At 68.5% G+C, this 15,243-nt stretch carries 21 protein-coding genes and 1 other RNA gene; 5 read left to right on the plus strand and 17 right to left on the minus strand.

Features of this window, described 5'->3' with window-relative positions:
• Positions 1–4 precede the first annotated feature (4 nt).
• On the minus strand, positions 5–625 hold the full coding sequence (locus tag OHA68_RS43255; RefSeq protein ID WP_327105430.1) for a hypothetical protein: 621 nt from the start codon (positions 623–625) through the stop codon (positions 5–7).
• Between the two features lie 286 nt (positions 626–911).
• The gene (locus OHA68_RS43260; protein WP_327105431.1) at positions 912–1,163 is read right to left on the minus strand and encodes a GntR family transcriptional regulator; all 252 of its coding nucleotides are present in this window, start codon (positions 1,161–1,163) and stop codon (positions 912–914) included.
• Between the two features lie 177 nt (positions 1,164–1,340).
• Between OHA68_RS43260 and OHA68_RS43265 the strand changes: the two genes are divergently transcribed.
• Positions 1,341–1,520, plus strand: coding sequence for a hypothetical protein (locus tag OHA68_RS43265; RefSeq protein ID WP_327105432.1), 180 nt, complete (start codon positions 1,341–1,343; stop codon positions 1,518–1,520).
• Entirely contained in the window at positions 1,517–1,726 is a 210-nt protein-coding gene (locus OHA68_RS43270) for a hypothetical protein (RefSeq protein ID WP_327105433.1), read from the plus strand. The genes OHA68_RS43265 and OHA68_RS43270 overlap by 4 nt, the downstream gene beginning before the upstream one ends.
• A gap of 156 nt (positions 1,727–1,882) precedes the next feature.
• Here OHA68_RS43270 and OHA68_RS43275 read toward each other — a convergent pair whose 3' ends face one another.
• The 11 genes from OHA68_RS43275 to OHA68_RS43325 all read right to left on the minus strand — a co-directional run bounded on the left by OHA68_RS43275 (position 1,883) and on the right by OHA68_RS43325 (position 8,152).
• The gene (locus OHA68_RS43275; protein ID WP_327105434.1) at positions 1,883–2,107 is read right to left on the minus strand and encodes a hypothetical protein; all 225 of its coding nucleotides are present in this window, start codon (positions 2,105–2,107) and stop codon (positions 1,883–1,885) included.
• A 23-nt stretch (positions 2,108–2,130) separates the two neighbouring features.
• Positions 2,131–2,436, minus strand: coding sequence for a hypothetical protein (locus tag OHA68_RS43280; RefSeq protein ID WP_327105435.1), 306 nt, complete (start codon positions 2,434–2,436; stop codon positions 2,131–2,133).
• A gap of 524 nt (positions 2,437–2,960) precedes the next feature.
• The gene (locus tag OHA68_RS43285; protein WP_327105436.1) at positions 2,961–3,350 is read right to left on the minus strand and encodes a DUF7715 family protein; all 390 of its coding nucleotides are present in this window, start codon (positions 3,348–3,350) and stop codon (positions 2,961–2,963) included.
• Entirely contained in the window at positions 3,350–3,598 is a 249-nt protein-coding gene (locus tag OHA68_RS43290) for a hypothetical protein (RefSeq protein ID WP_327105437.1), read from the minus strand. The genes OHA68_RS43285 and OHA68_RS43290 overlap by 1 nt, the downstream gene beginning before the upstream one ends.
• Positions 3,599–3,694: 96 nt before the next feature.
• Positions 3,695–3,892 (minus strand): hypothetical protein, encoded by a 198-nt coding sequence (locus tag OHA68_RS43295; RefSeq protein ID WP_327105438.1) that lies wholly within the window; start codon positions 3,890–3,892, stop codon positions 3,695–3,697.
• 63 nt (positions 3,893–3,955) lie between these two features.
• Positions 3,956–4,663, minus strand: coding sequence for a hypothetical protein (locus OHA68_RS43300; RefSeq protein WP_327105439.1), 708 nt, complete (start codon positions 4,661–4,663; stop codon positions 3,956–3,958).
• A 315-nt stretch (positions 4,664–4,978) separates the two neighbouring features.
• Positions 4,979–5,206, minus strand: a complete 228-nt coding sequence (locus OHA68_RS43305; RefSeq protein WP_327105440.1) for a hypothetical protein — start codon at positions 5,204–5,206, stop codon at positions 4,979–4,981.
• A 372-nt stretch (positions 5,207–5,578) separates the two neighbouring features.
• Positions 5,579–6,826, minus strand: coding sequence for a hypothetical protein (locus OHA68_RS43310; protein WP_327105441.1), 1,248 nt, complete (start codon positions 6,824–6,826; stop codon positions 5,579–5,581).
• Entirely contained in the window at positions 6,823–7,602 is a 780-nt protein-coding gene (locus OHA68_RS43315) for a bifunctional DNA primase/polymerase (protein ID WP_327105442.1), read from the minus strand. The genes OHA68_RS43310 and OHA68_RS43315 overlap by 4 nt, the downstream gene beginning before the upstream one ends.
• The gene (locus tag OHA68_RS43320) at positions 7,602–7,946 is read right to left on the minus strand and encodes a hypothetical protein (protein WP_327105443.1); all 345 of its coding nucleotides are present in this window, start codon (positions 7,944–7,946) and stop codon (positions 7,602–7,604) included. The genes OHA68_RS43315 and OHA68_RS43320 overlap by 1 nt, the downstream gene beginning before the upstream one ends.
• Positions 7,946–8,152: a helix-turn-helix transcriptional regulator gene (locus tag OHA68_RS43325; protein ID WP_327105444.1), complete on the minus strand. Its 207-nt coding sequence runs from the start codon at positions 8,150–8,152 to the stop codon at positions 7,946–7,948. Before OHA68_RS43325 ends, OHA68_RS43320 begins: the two co-directional genes overlap by 1 nt.
• A gap of 66 nt (positions 8,153–8,218) precedes the next feature.
• Here OHA68_RS43325 and OHA68_RS43330 point away from each other — a divergent pair, with 66 nt between their 5' ends.
• Together OHA68_RS43330 and OHA68_RS43335 are read left to right on the plus strand one after the other, a co-directional pair.
• Positions 8,219–8,779 (plus strand): hypothetical protein, encoded by a 561-nt coding sequence (locus OHA68_RS43330; RefSeq protein ID WP_327105445.1) that lies wholly within the window; start codon positions 8,219–8,221, stop codon positions 8,777–8,779.
• A gap of 2 nt (positions 8,780–8,781) precedes the next feature.
• Positions 8,782–9,939 (plus strand): tyrosine-type recombinase/integrase, encoded by a 1,158-nt coding sequence (locus tag OHA68_RS43335; protein WP_327105446.1) that lies wholly within the window; start codon positions 8,782–8,784, stop codon positions 9,937–9,939.
• Between the two features lie 30 nt (positions 9,940–9,969).
• On the opposite strand, the gene rnpB is transcribed toward OHA68_RS43335, so the two are convergent.
• From rnpB to OHA68_RS43355, 4 genes are all read right to left on the minus strand, one after another.
• Positions 9,970–10,363, minus strand: an RNA gene (rnpB, locus tag OHA68_RS43340) — RNase P RNA component class A.
• A 208-nt stretch (positions 10,364–10,571) separates the two neighbouring features.
• On the minus strand, positions 10,572–11,891 hold the full coding sequence (locus tag OHA68_RS43345) for a bifunctional RNase H/acid phosphatase (protein WP_327105447.1): 1,320 nt from the start codon (positions 11,889–11,891) through the stop codon (positions 10,572–10,574).
• On the minus strand, positions 11,888–12,628 hold the full coding sequence (locus tag OHA68_RS43350) for a zinc ribbon domain-containing protein (protein ID WP_327105448.1): 741 nt from the start codon (positions 12,626–12,628) through the stop codon (positions 11,888–11,890). Before OHA68_RS43350 ends, OHA68_RS43345 begins: the two co-directional genes overlap by 4 nt.
• Before the next feature lie 2 nt (positions 12,629–12,630).
• Entirely contained in the window at positions 12,631–13,431 is an 801-nt protein-coding gene (locus tag OHA68_RS43355; RefSeq protein ID WP_189141090.1) for a Nif3-like dinuclear metal center hexameric protein, read from the minus strand.
• A gap of 302 nt (positions 13,432–13,733) precedes the next feature.
• On the opposite strand from OHA68_RS43355, the gene OHA68_RS43360 reads away from it, so the two are divergent.
• The gene (locus OHA68_RS43360; RefSeq protein WP_327105449.1) at positions 13,734–15,161 is read left to right on the plus strand and encodes a flavin-containing monooxygenase; all 1,428 of its coding nucleotides are present in this window, start codon (positions 13,734–13,736) and stop codon (positions 15,159–15,161) included.
• Positions 15,162–15,243: the final 82 nt, after the last annotated feature.

Consider the following 15,243-nt stretch of genomic DNA (forward strand, 5'->3'; position numbering starts at 1 on the left):
TGGATTAGCGGGCGATGGACCAGGTGCCGTCTGCCTCGATGGTGGCGTAGCGGGTGCCGGCCGGGAGTAGCACGCGGCCCCGGTAGTCGCCCACCTTGTTGGAGAGCAGCTTGGTGGTATGGCCGCGGTTGTCGAGGGCCCACACGATGAAGTTGGACTCTCCCTGGTGGCGGATGGTGATGCGGCGTGCTGCCTTCGATGCGGAGGTGAGGCGCAGCACATCAGGTCCGGCGCCCTTGGCGTTGATCGCCCAGTACCGGGCCTTCGTGATGGGGAGGACCTGCAGCGTCCAGGCGCCGTCTGCGGTGACTTCCAGGGAGCGCACCTTGTCGCCGCGGATGGTGTTGAACGCCCTGGTGCCCTTGTGGTCGCCCACCGCGTTGGCGACCAGCCCCACTTGCTTGCCGCCGGCGAGGGCCCACACGATGAAGTTGGACTCTCCCCGGTGGGTGGCCTTGACGATGGTCGGCCCCGACGTGACCGGGATGCGCACGACGTCGTCACCTTCGCCCCGGTACGTGGCCGCCGCGCTGGCGTGCGCGGCCTGGGCGGTCGCGGGCGGCGGAAGGAGGAGGGGAGCGGCGAGCGCGGCCAGGACGGTGAGAACGCGTAAGCAGAGACGCATGGGGGCTCCTGAGGGTAGGGGCGTGGACGGGGTTGGACGCGCCACTGTAGAAGTCGGTGTACGAACTGTCGCGTACTGTCACGGAAGTGTCAGACGGATTGTCGGCACGGTGTCGCCGCGGCGTCGCGACACCACAGGGGGTGCCACGCTCTTCGCTCCTGGGTGCCACGGGGCTTCACCCCAGGTGCCACGCACCTGTCGGAGGGGGTGCCACGATGCGTGGCACCCCTTCTGACCTGTAACCCTCCACGCGTGGCACCCCAGCCCCTCCCGCGAGGGTGCCTCGCTACTCGTCGTCGGCCTGGAGCTTCTCGGCCGCGCCCTCAAGCACGTAGCTTCCGGTGCCTCGCTCAGTCTCAACCAGGCCGGCCTCACGCAACGCCCGGTGCACCTTCTGGGCGACCGTGTTGGACATGTCCCACTCGGTCATGAGCTCGTGCACGGTGGGCACCCTGTCGCCCGGGGCGAGCTCGCCTGAGCGGATCTGGTCGCAGATGGCCGCGAACGCCTGGCGCCACTTCGACCGACTCGGATGCATGCGATCAAGGTTCGTGTGCCGTACCAGGGTGGACATAGCAACACGTAGACACCCCGTAATACACGTGGGGATGGTTTAAGACACCTTGACGTGGCAGACTCGAATGCCAGCCAAGAAAGCGGCCCGGCCAGCGCGCGAACGCTGAACCGGGCCTGATCGCACGGAGAGGTGCGACGTATGGAGAGTAACCCGATCCCCGAGATCGTCGGCTGTGACGTCGAGCTGGTCGACGGCGGCTTCATGCTCACCCACCGACGAAGCGGCGACGTCGCCATCGCCTCGACGCCGGCCGAGGCGGAGATCGAGGGCATTGTCCTTCGGGTGGCCGCCTCGTGGAAGACGGGCGACCCGACGTGATCGAGCCCGTAGACCCGACGACGCTGCCCCTGTGCCGCTACTGCGGCGAACGCCTCCGCCTGGTCGATGGCCGCCTCGAAGCCGTGTACGGCGGCTCCTGGGATCCATGGATCCCCGTCGAGGAGTGCCGGGGCCGGCGCATCGTCGGAGAGTTCAAGTTCGAGGGGCACATCCTGTCCACCCTGAGCCGCCCGGCCGCCCGGTGACCTGCCCCGGACGGTCGGGCGATCCACCCTCGCGCGCGTGCGCGCGTAGATGCCTCGCAAAACCCTCGCGCGCACGTATGTAGACCTCCTGCAGAAACTGAAGAACTCCCCGCGCGTGTGCGCGTAGGGCCTCCCGAAACTCCCGCGTCTCGACCGTTACCACCCCCACACCGGGCCAATGCCGACCAGGCCGGCCCACTTATCGATCAGCTTCGGGTCCTCGGCCAGCTCGGCCATCGAGGGGGGTTCCTGCACCTGCAGCGTGCGGGCGATCTCAACCAGTCGCGCAAGGCACCGCAACGTGTTGCGATCCGACTGCAACGCCGCGGCGTAGTACGTGATCGCCACCAGGCCGCGCGCCTCCTCGCGAAGCTTCAGCACATCCTCAGGGCCGCGGCGTCGCCTCACATGACGCTCCGCAAGCCGTAGGAGCCACGAGCAGCACCGCGACGCTGCGGGCGGTCCAGGTCATCCTCGCCACCCTCCGACAAGCCGGACGGCAGCCGTAGCGACGCCATCAGCCGCGCCAACGTGAGACTCTGCTGCCGAGACTCGACAATCAGCGGGTGGGCGACCATGTCCCCCTTGCTGTTTTGCACCGTCAAAGGGGCGTTCTCAAGCTCTACAGCCATCAAATCCAGCCGATCTACGGCCCGAATCGCCTGCAAAAGCAGCAATTCCTCATGCGTATCCAGGTCCAGCTCGGACATGATCGCTGTCCACAACTTGCGGCCTGACCTGCCCGAACCCTTCGGCGGGGGTGCCGTCTTCCTCTCGCTCACGATCCACTCCTATGGTGCGTTTTAGGGGTCAGAGACAGGCGAGCGCTATACACGTCCGGTGCCGCGTTGAAACGGACAAAGGGGACTCCGCCACCCCTAGCGGCATATATCGGACATGCGGTCATGTGATCAGCCCCGGATGCTGCTCGGCCGGCCGGTTGCGTGGCTTGCGGTTGGCCTGTCGTGCTGCTGATGCCTGCTGTGCTGTCCTGCCTGCGTGGTGGCTGTGGCAGAGCAGGCGAAGGTTCGTCAGTGAGTGGTCTCGCGGGTCTCCGATGTGGTCGACTTCAAGGCGCTCGGTTGATCCGCAGTGCTTGTCGTAGGTGAACCATCGGCATGTCTGGTCGCGCTCGTGTACGGCGTCGCGTCGTGCCGGCCAGTCGACGGGCAACGGGTTGGATCGGTACCCGCGCTGGCTTTCGACCCTGTCTCTCGGGTTGGCCTGTATGCGCCTAGCCATGGTCTGTCCTGAGTTCATCGCTGAGGGAGCCGTTGCCGTCTATGTCGATGGTGACGAGTGCGCCTGATCCGAAGTGCTCGGCGATGGCGGCGAGCTCCTGTGCTTCGTCTACTGCAGCCTTGGTGTCCCACTCCCACGTCTCGGCGAGGTACAAGGCGATGGTGTTGAGGTACTCGGAGCGGGTCATGCCGGACTTGTCCACGACTTCGGCGACGGTGGTTGCCTTGCTGCTGGCGATGCCACCCCATTGCTGTTCGCAGCCGCAGTTGCGTTCTTGCCCGGATGCGCAGACGAACGGCCGGTAGAGGAGTTCTCCGGGTACGGCGCGGTTGAACCCGTCGTCTCGCGGGTCGTCGATGCGTGGGGCTGCGAGTACGAGCATCAGTCCTCCTGTGCCGTGAGGCGCTGGATCATGGCCTTCTCGATCTCCGCCATCTGCTGATCTATGGGGATGGTGTCGAGGTTCGCGCCTTGGGCTTTCTTCCACTCGTCGGCTACTTCGCCGAGTAGGTGCGCGAAGGCGCGGGTGCCCATCGTCTTGTGTGCGTCAACGAGTGGTGCGGCCTCGCGGCCTTGTGGCCGCTGGGTGCCCTGCTTGCGCTTCCAGGCTTCGCGTATGGGGTCGTTCACTGCTCACCGTCTTGTGTGTGTGAGGCGGGCCGGCCGCACGGGTAGCCGGCCCGCCTCGTACTCGCCCCGTGCCACGGTGACGAGTGGTCTGTGGGGTTATGCCGTATCGGGTGGCGGCATGTCGACAGGCGTGTCTGTCTCGGGGGTCTGCCTGCTGTTGCCCGCGGTTGCCTGCTGGAGCGCGACGACGGGACCGGCGTTGTAGAGGATGCGCCGCTGTTTCTTGGCCAGCGCCTCGGAGTAGGCGCGACGTACCGGGTCTGGGGTCTCGGGCTCGGTCGGCTCACTCGCCATCGTCTGTGTCCTGTTCGTCGACGGCGATGAGGTCGCCGAGCTGCCAGGTGAACCGGTCGTCGCTCATGCCTTGCTCCGCTTGTCTCGTCGGGCCTGGAGTGCGGCTTGCATCGCCTGGCGCTCGTCGCTCTTGGCCTGCTCTTGCTTGGCGATGTAGGCGCGTGCGGCTTCGCGTCGGGCTTCGCGGTCGGCGGCCTGCTCGGGGGTCTCCGTGCGGGGCTTGCGCCGACCCGCGATGACGAGGCCGGGAGAGAGGTAGCCGAGCGACTTGCCCACATCGCCGAGGCCGGATGCGATGGCATCGGAGACGCTCTTGCCGGGGGCGATGTAGGTGACGGTGCGACCGTCGATCACGATGCGCTCGCCGAGCCCCATCCCGTGGAGGTGCCGGGTTACGCCGGCGACGGGCTGCCCGTCGACGGGGACGCCTTCGCGGGTCAGGGCGCCGAACGCTGCGCTGAACGCTTCCTTGCGCCGGTCTGCCCGCTGGGCGATGGAGGCCACGGCGTCTCGGATGATGTCGAGGTCCGCGGCGTCGCCGTCGTCATCGAACGAGGCGACGAGCTGGCGGCCGGTGGCGGTGATGCGGTCGAGCCGGTCCGCTTCCGCTTCCTCCGCGGCCTTGAGTTCGGCGGCTTGGCGGCGGAGGTCTTCCCACTGGGCGAGCTCGGCGGCGTGGGCGAGCTGCTCGGCGGTGACCGTCTCGTCTCCGTCCAGGAGCCGCGCCTTGAGGTCAGCGAGGCTCGGCACCGGTTCGGTCTGATTCGCCATCGTGGGCGCCCTCCGTTGTGATCAGCCAGTCGTGGCCATCGCGTCGGGCGGTCAGCTTCCCGGCTCTGGCCAGGCGGCGGATGTGCCGCTGGCTGTAGCCGGTGCGCTTGGCGTACTCCGCGCTGGTCACTTCTACGATGGCAGGCCGCTTGATCTTGGGTCCGGTATCGGACTCCACTGGGTTGAGGAGGTGCTGTACCAGTGCGGCCAGTCTGGGCGGAAGGGGACGATTCCTCAGCTTTTCCTCATGGGCGCGCTCAATGATCCAGCGGGCCTCATCGAGCCAGTGGGCGACGCTCCCCCGAGGTGCGCCGGTCACTCCTGAGCCGATCTCCACTCGGCGGCGGCCTGGTCGAGCGCGTCGAGGGCGTCGGGGTGGCCGCCGTGGTGGTCGATGTCGCGACGTACGCCGGCCACCGAGTTCACGCGGCGGCGGCCACATGAGCCCCTCCCGCACCCGCACGAGCCGAGGTAGTCGCGGGCGAGCTTGCCAACGGGGTCGAGGCGCTCGTCCTGTGCGGTAAGCCATGCACCGAACTTCATGGGGGCTCCCCCTCGCGTAGGTGTGGGTCCCGATGATTCCTGCTGGTGGGGTGAGGCGGTAGCCGTACTGGTGGGTACGGCTACCGCCTCGATAGGGCGCAGGTCCGGCGGTGCGGGCATCCTCTGTCCGCTGCTGGCCTTCGCTCCCCGCGGCCCGGTCTCCCCCTTGGGCGCGGGATGGCGTTGACGCCCGGTCTCGGTGCGAGAAAAGGTAAGTAAGCGAGAAATACGACCTGATCTGCGAAAACACGGCCGGTAGGTCTGCGAAGTAAGTGCGAGAAAAGGTGGCAGGCGGGGCTTTGCTCGCACTTAGCTCGCAAGCCCCAGAGGTGCATCTCTGCTGGTCAGCCACCTTTTCTCGCCTACTTTGCTTTACTCGCCAGGCTCGGCGAATCGAAGGACCTTGGCGGGGCGCCCCGCGGTCTTCATCTCGTCCTCGGCGAAGCCTGGGAACTCCAAGAGGTCCTTGATCAGGTCCGCGCGCTGGAGCCGGTTGTGGTGGCTGAACAGCTTGGTCACGTCGGTCTTCTTCAGGCCGTCCGCGCCCGCGTTCCGGACGGCCGTCATGAGCTTGTCCAGATCGGGGTTACCCGTCGAGGTACCGAGCACGTAGGCGGCACTGGCGTGGGAGTAGTTGACCAGCGCGTACCCGGCACGCAGGTGCCGCTCCTCCACAACGGGGCTGCCGTCCAAGAGGGCGTAAACCATCGCGAGACGCCGGCAGTAGGCCGCGGCCCTGGCGGTGAACTCGGCGAGCGGCCCGTCCTCCCCATCGCTGCTCAACTCCGGGTAGTACTCCTCCGCCCACAGCTTCTCCGCTTCTGGGCTCATGCTGACGGCTCCACACGTGCGGGCGAACGCGATGCGCTCACGGAAGGTCTCCGCGTGGGCCGTCACCACGTGGCTTCGCGCGCCGGTCGGCAGGGCAAGCAAGGCGTTGCGGTGGGAGTAGATCGGCAGGAAGCGGTTATAGGTCCCTCCGGCCAACTCCCGGTCACTCAGGCGAAGACGGAACTCCCTCGGCGGGATGTGCGCCACGATCCCGATGTGGGCGCCGGTGGCCACGAGCTTTTTCTTGGTCATGACGCCGAGGTGCTCGCCGTCCCACGCCAGGCGGAGAACGGCCGGCAGACTGTTCCCCTCACGGGCACACCGCGCCATCGTCGAGGCGAACTCCAGCTCCATGACAAGCCGCCGCTTATCCCGGTTCGGGTCGTCGGGGTCGTCCTTCACGTCCTCGATGAGCCCTTCGCCGCTGGACAGGCCAGAGGTCAGCAAAGGTGCGTGCGAGAACTCGGGATCAGCCCCCGCGATGATCCGCATGGCCGTTCCCTTGGACGCGCCCTTGCGGCCGGAGTTCGTCTTGCCGACGACCATGGCCCAGATGATGGCGGGGTGCCTGTCGTCTCCGATCTGCACGTACGGATTACGGCCCATCATCACGCTTGCGGCCACCAGGAAGGTTGCCAGCACCGACACCGGGTCGGCCTCGGTGGTGGGGTCGAGATCCCGGACAACCTCCCCTGCGAAGCCACAGAACACATCAGGGTCGGGCGTCGGGCCGGGGCGTTCTGGGCGTCCCTCACCGGCGTACATCGGGTCAAGGACGGCTTGGCTCACGCGCTTCTCCTGGTCGTGGTGCGGAACGCATCGGCCACCGTGCGGGCTGCCTGCCGCTCGTCGAATCCGTCGCCGAACTGCATGCTGCGGTACAGCTCGTGCAGTTCGGCCTCACTGGCGCCGTTCTCACAAGCCCGGCAGGCTGCCCAGAACAGGGCGGCGTTCCTGCCGGGCCTGGTCTTGCCGGACAGGAACACGGCCAAGTGGTCGATGCCCGTGCCATTGCTGGCGCGCGTGGGAGCTGCCCGCACGGGCTTGGGCGGGTCGAGGAACTCCCGCACCGCCCACCAATTGAGTTGGTGCTCCGCGTGGGGACGCTCCGAGATGAGCGTGTACGGCCTGCCATCGACCACGCTGGGCGGGACGAGCACGTACCCGCCCGCGCCCTTGAAGTCGATGTAGTGCCGCTTGAGTGACCCACACGCCTGGCCGGTGCCGACGTAGTAGGCGTGGATGCCGCCCGAGGGTGTCGACACGACCATGAACGGCTCAGGGAGCAGGCCCGCGGCCTTCAACCGGTTGAAGGCCGGCCACCCGGTGCCGGTCGGCTTGACGTCGACATCGAAGGCGTCCCATGTGCCTGTGCCGGTCGGGGCTGCGACGTTCGCCATCGGCTCGGCCGTCCACCACCGTGAGACCAACTCAATGTCGGTGGTGGCGTCGAGGTACCCGTGAGGGACCGCGCGGCCGAGGGGCCGCTTCCCGTTCGGGACGCAGGGGAACACCGGGACACCCCGGCCCGCGAGGGCCAGGGCGGCGGCGAGCATCTCGGCCATCAGGCGGCCCGCCCCCTGCGCTTGGCCTTCGGCCCGTGCAACGCCAGCTCGTACTTCGTGCCACACCGGGCGGTACGGCGGAGCAGCGCGGGTGCCGGAACCTTGACCCGGTGGGCGTGGAAGTAGCCGCACTCGCATTCGTCGTCGAGGACGATCAGGACCGTGACCATGCCCCAAGCGGGCGGGTACGCGGTCGCGGAGTGGACAATGGGAAGCTGCCCGGTGACGTGGCGCCTGTTGATGCGACGCGCTACCGTGGCCTTGGAGTTGGCGGCCTTCTGGTCGTTCGGGCGGCGCTCGGGGATGGTACCCCCGGCGCCGCCCTTCTGCTTCTCCTGGTCCATCAGGCCGCACCGTCCGCGTAGTTGGCGTTCTCCCACGCGATCACGTCCGTCAGCTTGTACCGGCAGTGCCTACCAGCCTTGAAATAGCGGGGGCCCGTCCTGGCGCTGTTCCAGCGGTAGACCGTCAGGACGGGCACCTGCATGCGCTCGGCGAGATCCTCGATGGTGAGGTGCCTCTCCAAGTCGTGTTCGCTCTTGGTCCTCATGACCAACCTCCGAGTGAGTTAGTGATGCAAAGCTCTCTCATTGACCATGAGTACTACCACGCATGAGTGAGCTTTGACAAGCTGCACTCAGCAATGCACGATGACCGGGTGCGTGTAACCACAAAGCCAGGGACGGCCAAGGCCCATCGACTTGCCCCTGACCTCTCTGTCCAAGTCCCCGCCGAAGTGCAGGGGACGGTCGAGGACGTTCTTGTGTCCCTCACGATCGACGTCGTAAACGGGCGACTCGGATGCACCCGGTTGGAAGTGCGCGCGCCGACAGGCGACGTCGTAACCGGTACGGCTCTCCGCGGCATTCCAGTCGCGTCCATCGTCCGAACAGCCGCGGGCTCTCTTGTTTGGCAGACCGTCAATCGAGAGGGGGGCTACGTGACCAACGTGCCCTATCGCCCTCCCGCCGATATCGACACCAGCGCGGGTCCCACCAATGAGGCGCTCCAGTTCGTTGCTGCCTCCTACGCCCTGGCGTACGCACTCGGGGAACCTCCGGCCAAAGCCGTCGAACGAGATCTCGGATTGGCCACCTCTACGGCCGGCCGCTGGATCAGACTCGCCCGTGAACGCGGATACCTGGATATCTCGGCGGACAAGGGCAGGAGGGCATAGGCATGGCGCGCGTGCGAGATCTGTGGACCAAGACCATCAAGGGCGACGACGGCAAGCTGGTCAAGGCACCGACCGCGCGCCACGGGCAGGGCAAGCGGTGGCTCGCGTGCTGGACTGGACAGGACGGGAAGGAAGCCACCAAGGCGTTCGACGTAAAGACGCAGGCGTCGAGCTACGCCACCCGCATGGAGGCCGACCGCTTACGGGGCACCTACGTGGACCCGAGGCAGGGCCAGCAACGGCTACGGGAGTACGGCGAGGAGAAGTGGCTACCGTCGCAGCTTCACCTACGCCCGAACTCCGTGGAGCTGTACGAGCAGCACCTACGCAAGCACATCTATCCCCGCCTTGGGGATCGCCGGATGGCGACGCTGGCCCGTTCGGACATGAAGGCGTTCGTCACGGCAGTGTCCGCTGTGCTGGCGCCGAGCACCGTCGCGACCGTGTTCTCGGTCCTACGGGCGCTGATGAACGCGGCCGTGGACGACGGGGTGATTCCGGCGAACCCCTGTACGAGAGTCCCCCTCCCCCGCGTGGATCCTCGCGTGGTCGAGCCGCTACCAGCGAAGGCAATCCTTGCCCTGGCCGAGGCCATCACGCCGCGGTATCGCCTCGCGGTGTGGCTCGGCGCCGGCCTGGGTCTACGCGAGGGAGAAGCGCTCGGCCTGGTCCTGCCACGGGTGGACTTTCTGCGCCGAAAGGTCGAGGTCCGCTACCAGCTCCAGCGCGGCAAGCTGGTCGAGCTCAAGACGAAGGCGTCGAAACGGACGCTGCCCGCTGATGACCTGGTGCTGGCGGAGATCTCCGCGCACATGCAGAAATGGAAGCCAGGGCCCCAGGACCTCATCATCACCAACCGGTCGAACAAGCCGGTGGGGCGGTCGTCGTTCTGGGAGTGCTGGGCGGATGCCGTAGCGGCGGCCGGCCTGCCGAAGGGCACGCGGTTCCACGACTTGAGGCACTTCTACGCTTCCGGTCTGATCAAGGCGAACATCGGTCCGAAGGTGATCCAATCCCGGCTCGGTCACGCCAAGATCGCCGAGACATTCGACGTGTACGGACACCTGTTCCCCGACGATGAGGAGCTCGGCCGCGGCGCCATTGAAACCATGATCGCTAGCGCTCGGGCGGAACAGGAACGGAACAGGGGTGCAAAATGAAAGCTCCGCCCCTGGTCAGAGGGACAGAGAGAGACGAGCCGGCCTGTAGGCCGGGTTCTGTCCTTCGCGGTTGCGAAGGGGCGACCATCCATCTAGGGCCGTCGTTGCCGGCGGCCTCAAGCGGTCTACCCGTGCGCCTCGGGCGGGCAGCCCTCAAGCGGTGCACGCGGGACGCCTCGGAAGGCGTCCCTTCTTGACCTTGCTCCAGGTGGGGTTTACCGAGCCGCCCACGTCACCGTGGGCGCTGGTGGTCTCTTACACCACCGTTTCACCCTTACCTCCCGGAGACCGGGAGGCGGTCTGTTTTCTGTGGCACTGTCCCGCGGGTCACCCCGGGTCGGCGTTACCGACCACCCTGCCCTGTGGAGCCCGGACCTTCCTCGGCGGACCCTTACGGGCCCGACGCGGCCGCCCGGCCGGCTCGTCTGGGGTCGAGGTTATCGCATGCAAGCTGTTCGCAAGCAAATGACAAGATCGGAGCGATGGGATGGGGACGTGTCATCGCCTGAGGGGGGCGGTGCACGATGGTCGTGCCGGGTGTTCTGGCGGCACCCGGCACGACCGCCCCGGCACGATCACCCCGGCACGATCGTCTCGGGGGACCGCCCCGGGAGGGCCGGTCGGGCGGCCGGTCAGCGCAGGTGGGATGTGTCGTTGAAGGTCTTGACGACGGACTGGCCGTCGGCGTAGTGCTCGATCAGGGACAGGCAGGCCAGGTCGAGGTGCATGCGGTAGAGGGCCGCCGGGGGTGCCAGCAGGGCCAGGCGCAGCAGGGTCTTGATGGGCGTGACATGCGAGACCACCAGGATCGTACGGCCCTCGTAGGTGTCCTTCAGGCGCTGCTCGGCTCGTTCGACGCGGTGCGCGACGGCGGTGAAGCTCTCGCCTCCGGGCGGCGGGGTGTCCGGGTCGGTCAGCCAGGCGGCCAGTTCGGTGGGCCAGCGTCGCTGGACCTCGGTGAACGTGTGCCCTTCCCAGGCGCCGAAATCGGTCTCCCTGAGGTCTTCGTCCACCTCGTAGTCGAGGCCCGTCCGGGCTGCCACGGCCTGAGCCGTCTGCTGGGCGCGGGTGCGGGGGGAGGCGACGATCACGTCGGGTCGGTACGGGTCACGCGACAGCTTCTCGGCGGCCGCCGCGGCCTGGGCCAGGCCGTTGGGGGTGAGGTCGGGGTCGCCGAGGCCGGAGAAGCGCCGCTCGATCGACAGCGGCGTCTCGCCGTGCCTGAGCAGCACCAGGGAGGTCGCGACATGGGTGGGAGGGGACCAGCCGGTGCCTCGGGTGCGCTGCTGGGCTGCGGCAACGGAGGCGGTCGGCGCGGACAACTCCGTAATGTCGCCCGCATCCAGCAGGTCCGTCTGCTCCGCCAGAGACGCCGCCCCCCGCGCCACCGAACCACCCATCCGCTGCGCACCCGAGTCGCTCGCCGCCCGGCGTGCGGCCGCATCGCTCGTGGCGGGCCCGCCCGCGCCTTGTGCGGGTGAGGCGTCAGTGATCGTTTCGCGGGGTGTGGCTGAGCCGCCCGCCTTCCACGTCAGTCCTTTGGCTGCGGCGTCCATGGCCTCGTTGGCCAGGCGGTCGGCGTGCTGGTTGCGGGCGCGCGGGATCCAGGTCCACTCCGTCACCCGCAGCCGCCTGGCGAGCTTGCCCGCCTCCAGGGCCAGCGGGCGCAGCCCCTCGTTCTTGATCTTCCAGCGGCCGGCCATCTGCTCGACGACCAGCTTGGAGTCCATCCGCACGGCCACCTCGGCGCCGTCGCCGGCCAGCTCCAGCACCGAGCGAAGGCCCGCGATCAGCCCGCGGTACTCGGCCACGTTGTTGGTCGCGACGCCGATCGCCTCGGCCGCCTCGGCCAGCACCTGGCCGTCGGAGGCGTCCATGACCACGGCGCCGTAACCCGCCGGGCCCGGATTGCCGCGCGAGCCGCCGTCGGCTTCGATGACGTACGAGGTCAAATGCCTGACTCCGGGGTGCGGACGAGGATCCTGCGGCACTCGTCGCAGCGCAGCACCTCGTCGTGCGGCGCGGCCTTGATCCGGTTCATCTCGGCGATCGACAGGGCCACCTTGCAGCCCTGGCAGCGGCCGCCGTGCAGCATCGCGGCGCCGACGGTGTACTGCTCCTTGAGCTTCTCGTAGAGCTTCAGCAGGTCGGCGGGGATGTCCTCGGTGGCGGCGGTGCGGTTGGTGCGCAGCTCGGCCGCCTCCTTGTCGATCTCGGCGAAGGCGGCGTCGCGGCGCGCCTCGGAGCTGGACAGGACGGCGGCGAGCTCGTCGCGCTGTGTGCCGAAGGCGCGCACCTGGGCGTCGGCGGCCTCGCGGCGCTCCATGATCTCCAGTACGACCTCTTCGAGGTCGCTCTGCCGGCGCTGCAGCGAGGCGATCTCGGACTGCAGGCCGGCCAGGTCACGCGGCGAGGCGACAGCGCCGGAGTCGAGCCGCTTCTGGTCGCGGTCGGCGCGGGTGCGGACGGTGTCGACGTCACCCTCGGCCTTGATCTGATCGCGGGCGAGGTCGCTCGCCTCGGTCTCGGCCTCGATCGCCTGGGTGACCAGCCTGGCGTAGCGCTTGGACTGCTCGTCGATCTCGGCCAGCTCGGGCAGGGTGCGGCGGCGGTGGGCCAGCCGGGAGAGCTTGGAGTCGAGCTCAGCCAGGTCGAGCAGTCGCTTCTGGGCCTCAGGGGCTGCTTTCATGATCAATATCCTCTTGTCCAAGCATCGGTGACCGTGGCGGAGACACGTGTCTCAACGTTAATGCCACTGGAGCCCAGGATGGACGCGGCGCTGTCGAGCCACGGCCATTCGGTGGCCCAGTGCGCCGCGTCGATCAGCGCGGGCCCGCCCGCCTCCACGAACTCGCTGGCCGGGTGGTGCCGCAGATCGGCCGTGAGGAAAACGTCCACACCCGCGGCACGCGCCGTGGCCAGGAGCGAGTCGCCCGCTCCCCCGCTGACGGCCACCCGGGAGACGCGGCGGGACTCGTCGCCGGCGACGCGGATCCCCCACGAGGTGCGCGGCAGCCCGGCGGCGGCCCGCTCGGCGAACGCGCCGAGCGTCGTCTCCGCCGGCAGGTCGCCGATGCGGCCGAGCCCGCGCCAGGGATCGTCCGGGAACGGCCGCAGCGGCACCAGATCGCCCACCAGGCCGACGGCTCGGGCCAGGGCGTCGGACACGCCCGGATTGGCCACATCGGCGTTGGTGTGCGCGGTGTAGAGGGCGATGTCGTGCTTGATCAGGGTGTGGAGCAGGCGGCCTTTGGGCGTGGTGGCGGCGACGCTGGTGGTGCCGCGCAGGTAGAGCGGATGGTGGGTGACGATGAGGTCGGCGTCCCAGTCAAGGGCCTCCTCGGCGACGGCGGCGACCGGATCCACCGCGAACAGCACCCGGCTCACCGGCAGGGCCGGATCGCCGCAGACGAGGCCCACCGCGTCCCAGGACTCGGCCCGGGCGGGCGGGTAGGCCGCCTCCAGCACGTCGATCACGTCGGTCAGTGTCACAGCAGCCACCCGCGCAGACTACCGGGTCACCGGCACGCCCCGTGGAGGACGACGACGGCCCGCCACCGCGGCCGCCGTGACCAACGGCCGCGCCGGTTCGGAGGGTGCGCCCGGGGTGGGCCGTGCCGGTTCGGGGGGGTGGGCACTGGGCGGGCCGCGACGGCTCGGGGGGATGTGCACCCCTGCGGGCCGCGCCGGTTCAGGGGGGTGGTCACCCGGGCGGGCCGCGCCGGTTCAGGGGGTGGGCACGGGGCGCCGGCCGACGTACGGTAAGTGGATCCTGACGCGGGTGGAGGGCCGGCATGACACCTAAGGTCGCGATCATCGGAGCGGGGTTCGGCGGGCTGTGCATGGCGATCCGGCTGGAACGGGCCGGGATCGGGTCGTACACGGTGTTCGAGAAGGCGGGTGACCTCGGCGGCACCTGGCGGGACAACGGCTATCCGGGCGCGGGCTGCGACATCCCCTCGCACCTCTACTCGTACTCTTTCGAGAAGTACGCGAGCTGGACCCGCCGTTATCCGGGCCAAGCCGAAATTCTCGGATATTTACACCACTGCGCCGATAAATACGGCGTCAGGCGAAAAATCCGGTTCGGGGCTGAAGTCACCGCCGCCACGTTCGACGGCTCCCAGTGGCACCTCACCACCGACGGCGAGCCCGAGGCGTTCGACGTGGTGGTGATGAGCGTGGGCCAGCTCAACCGCCCCCGTTTACCCGACATCCCCGGCATGGCGGAGTTCAACGGCACGTCCTTCCATTCGGCCCGCTGGAATCACGAGCACGACCTGACCGGCAGACGGGTGGCCGTGATCGGCAACGGCTCCTCAGCCGCCCAGTTCATCCCCCATGTCGCCGCGCGGGCCGCGCGCCTGGAGGTGTTCCAGCGGACCCCGAACTGGGTGATCCCCAAGCCCGACGCCACCTTCCCCCCGGCCACCAGGCTGGCCTTCCACTACCTCCCCGGCCTCCAGCGCGCCTACCGCGAGTGGACCTACCGCTACGCCGAGAACGCCCTCTACCCGGCGCTCGCCCAGGGCTGGAGCCGGGACCTGCTGAAGAAGCGCGCCCTGGCCCACCTGCACGCCCAGGTACGCGATCCGCGCCTGCGGGCCAAACTCACGCCCGACTACCCGGTCGGCTGCAAGCGGGTGGTCATCGACAGCGCCTTCTATCCGGCGCTGTGCCGGCCCAACGTCGACGTGGTGGCCGACAAGATCGTCCGCGTCACGCCGAACGGCGTGCAGACCGCGGAGTCGGCCCACGAGGCGGACACGATCATCTATGCCACCGGCTTCAGGAGCACCGAGTTCCTCTCCCCCATGCGGGTGACCGGACGCGGCGGCCGTGACCTCGCCGAGCAGTGGGCGGACGGCGCCGAGGCCTATCTCGGCATCTCCGCGCCGAACTTCCCGAACCTCTTCATGCTGTACGGCCCCAACACGAACCTGGGGCACAACTCGATCGTCTTCATGATCGAGTGCCAGGTGAACCACATCATGGCGTGCCTGCCGTACCTGTCGCCGGGCAGGCGGCTGGAGGTGCGGCCGGAGGTGATGGCCGCCTGGCGCGCCCAGCTCGACGCGTCGATGGCGCGGATGGTGTGGGGTGGCTGCCAGAGCTGGTACAGAACGGCGGAGGGCCGCATCACCAACAACTGGCCCGGCCCGTCCACGCTGTACCGCAGGCTGACGGCGAGACCGCCGAGACCGGCGTACCGGCAGGTATGACGCGCCGCGGACGACGGGAGGTCAGGTGCGGCGCGCCGCCGATGGCGGGAGGCAGGTGCGGCGCGCTCGCCGATGGCGGGCG

Source organism: Nonomuraea glycinis (assembly GCF_035920485.1).
GTDB classification, from domain to species: domain Bacteria; phylum Actinomycetota; class Actinomycetes; order Streptosporangiales; family Streptosporangiaceae; genus Nonomuraea; species Nonomuraea glycinis.

Coding starts and splice junctions, on each gene's coding strand:
- OHA68_RS43335 (WP_327105446.1), top strand. CDS start 8,782: ATGGCGCGCGTGCGAGATCTGTGGACCAAGACCATCAAGGGCGACGAC.
- OHA68_RS43255 (WP_327105430.1), bottom strand. CDS start 625: ATGCGTCTCTGCTTACGCGTTCTCACCGTCCTGGCCGCGCTCGCCGCT.
- OHA68_RS43350 (WP_327105448.1), bottom strand. CDS start 12,628: ATGAAAGCAGCCCCTGAGGCCCAGAAGCGACTGCTCGACCTGGCTGAG.
- OHA68_RS43315 (WP_327105442.1), bottom strand. CDS start 7,602: ATGGCCGAGATGCTCGCCGCCGCCCTGGCCCTCGCGGGCCGGGGTGTC.
- OHA68_RS43265 (WP_327105432.1), top strand. CDS start 1,341: ATGGAGAGTAACCCGATCCCCGAGATCGTCGGCTGTGACGTCGAGCTG.
- OHA68_RS43320 (WP_327105443.1), bottom strand. CDS start 7,946: ATGGACCAGGAGAAGCAGAAGGGCGGCGCCGGGGGTACCATCCCCGAG.
- OHA68_RS43285 (WP_327105436.1), bottom strand. CDS start 3,350: ATGCTCGTACTCGCAGCCCCACGCATCGACGACCCGCGAGACGACGGG.
- OHA68_RS43280 (WP_327105435.1), bottom strand. CDS start 2,436: ATGTCCGAGCTGGACCTGGATACGCATGAGGAATTGCTGCTTTTGCAG.
- OHA68_RS43300 (WP_327105439.1), bottom strand. CDS start 4,663: ATGGCGAATCAGACCGAACCGGTGCCGAGCCTCGCTGACCTCAAGGCG.
- OHA68_RS43325 (WP_327105444.1), bottom strand. CDS start 8,152: ATGAGGACCAAGAGCGAACACGACTTGGAGAGGCACCTCACCATCGAG.
- OHA68_RS43360 (WP_327105449.1), top strand. CDS start 13,734: ATGACACCTAAGGTCGCGATCATCGGAGCGGGGTTCGGCGGGCTGTGC.
- OHA68_RS43295 (WP_327105438.1), bottom strand. CDS start 3,892: ATGGCGAGTGAGCCGACCGAGCCCGAGACCCCAGACCCGGTACGTCGC.
- OHA68_RS43260 (WP_327105431.1), bottom strand. CDS start 1,163: ATGCATCCGAGTCGGTCGAAGTGGCGCCAGGCGTTCGCGGCCATCTGC.
- OHA68_RS43305 (WP_327105440.1), bottom strand. CDS start 5,206: ATGAAGTTCGGTGCATGGCTTACCGCACAGGACGAGCGCCTCGACCCC.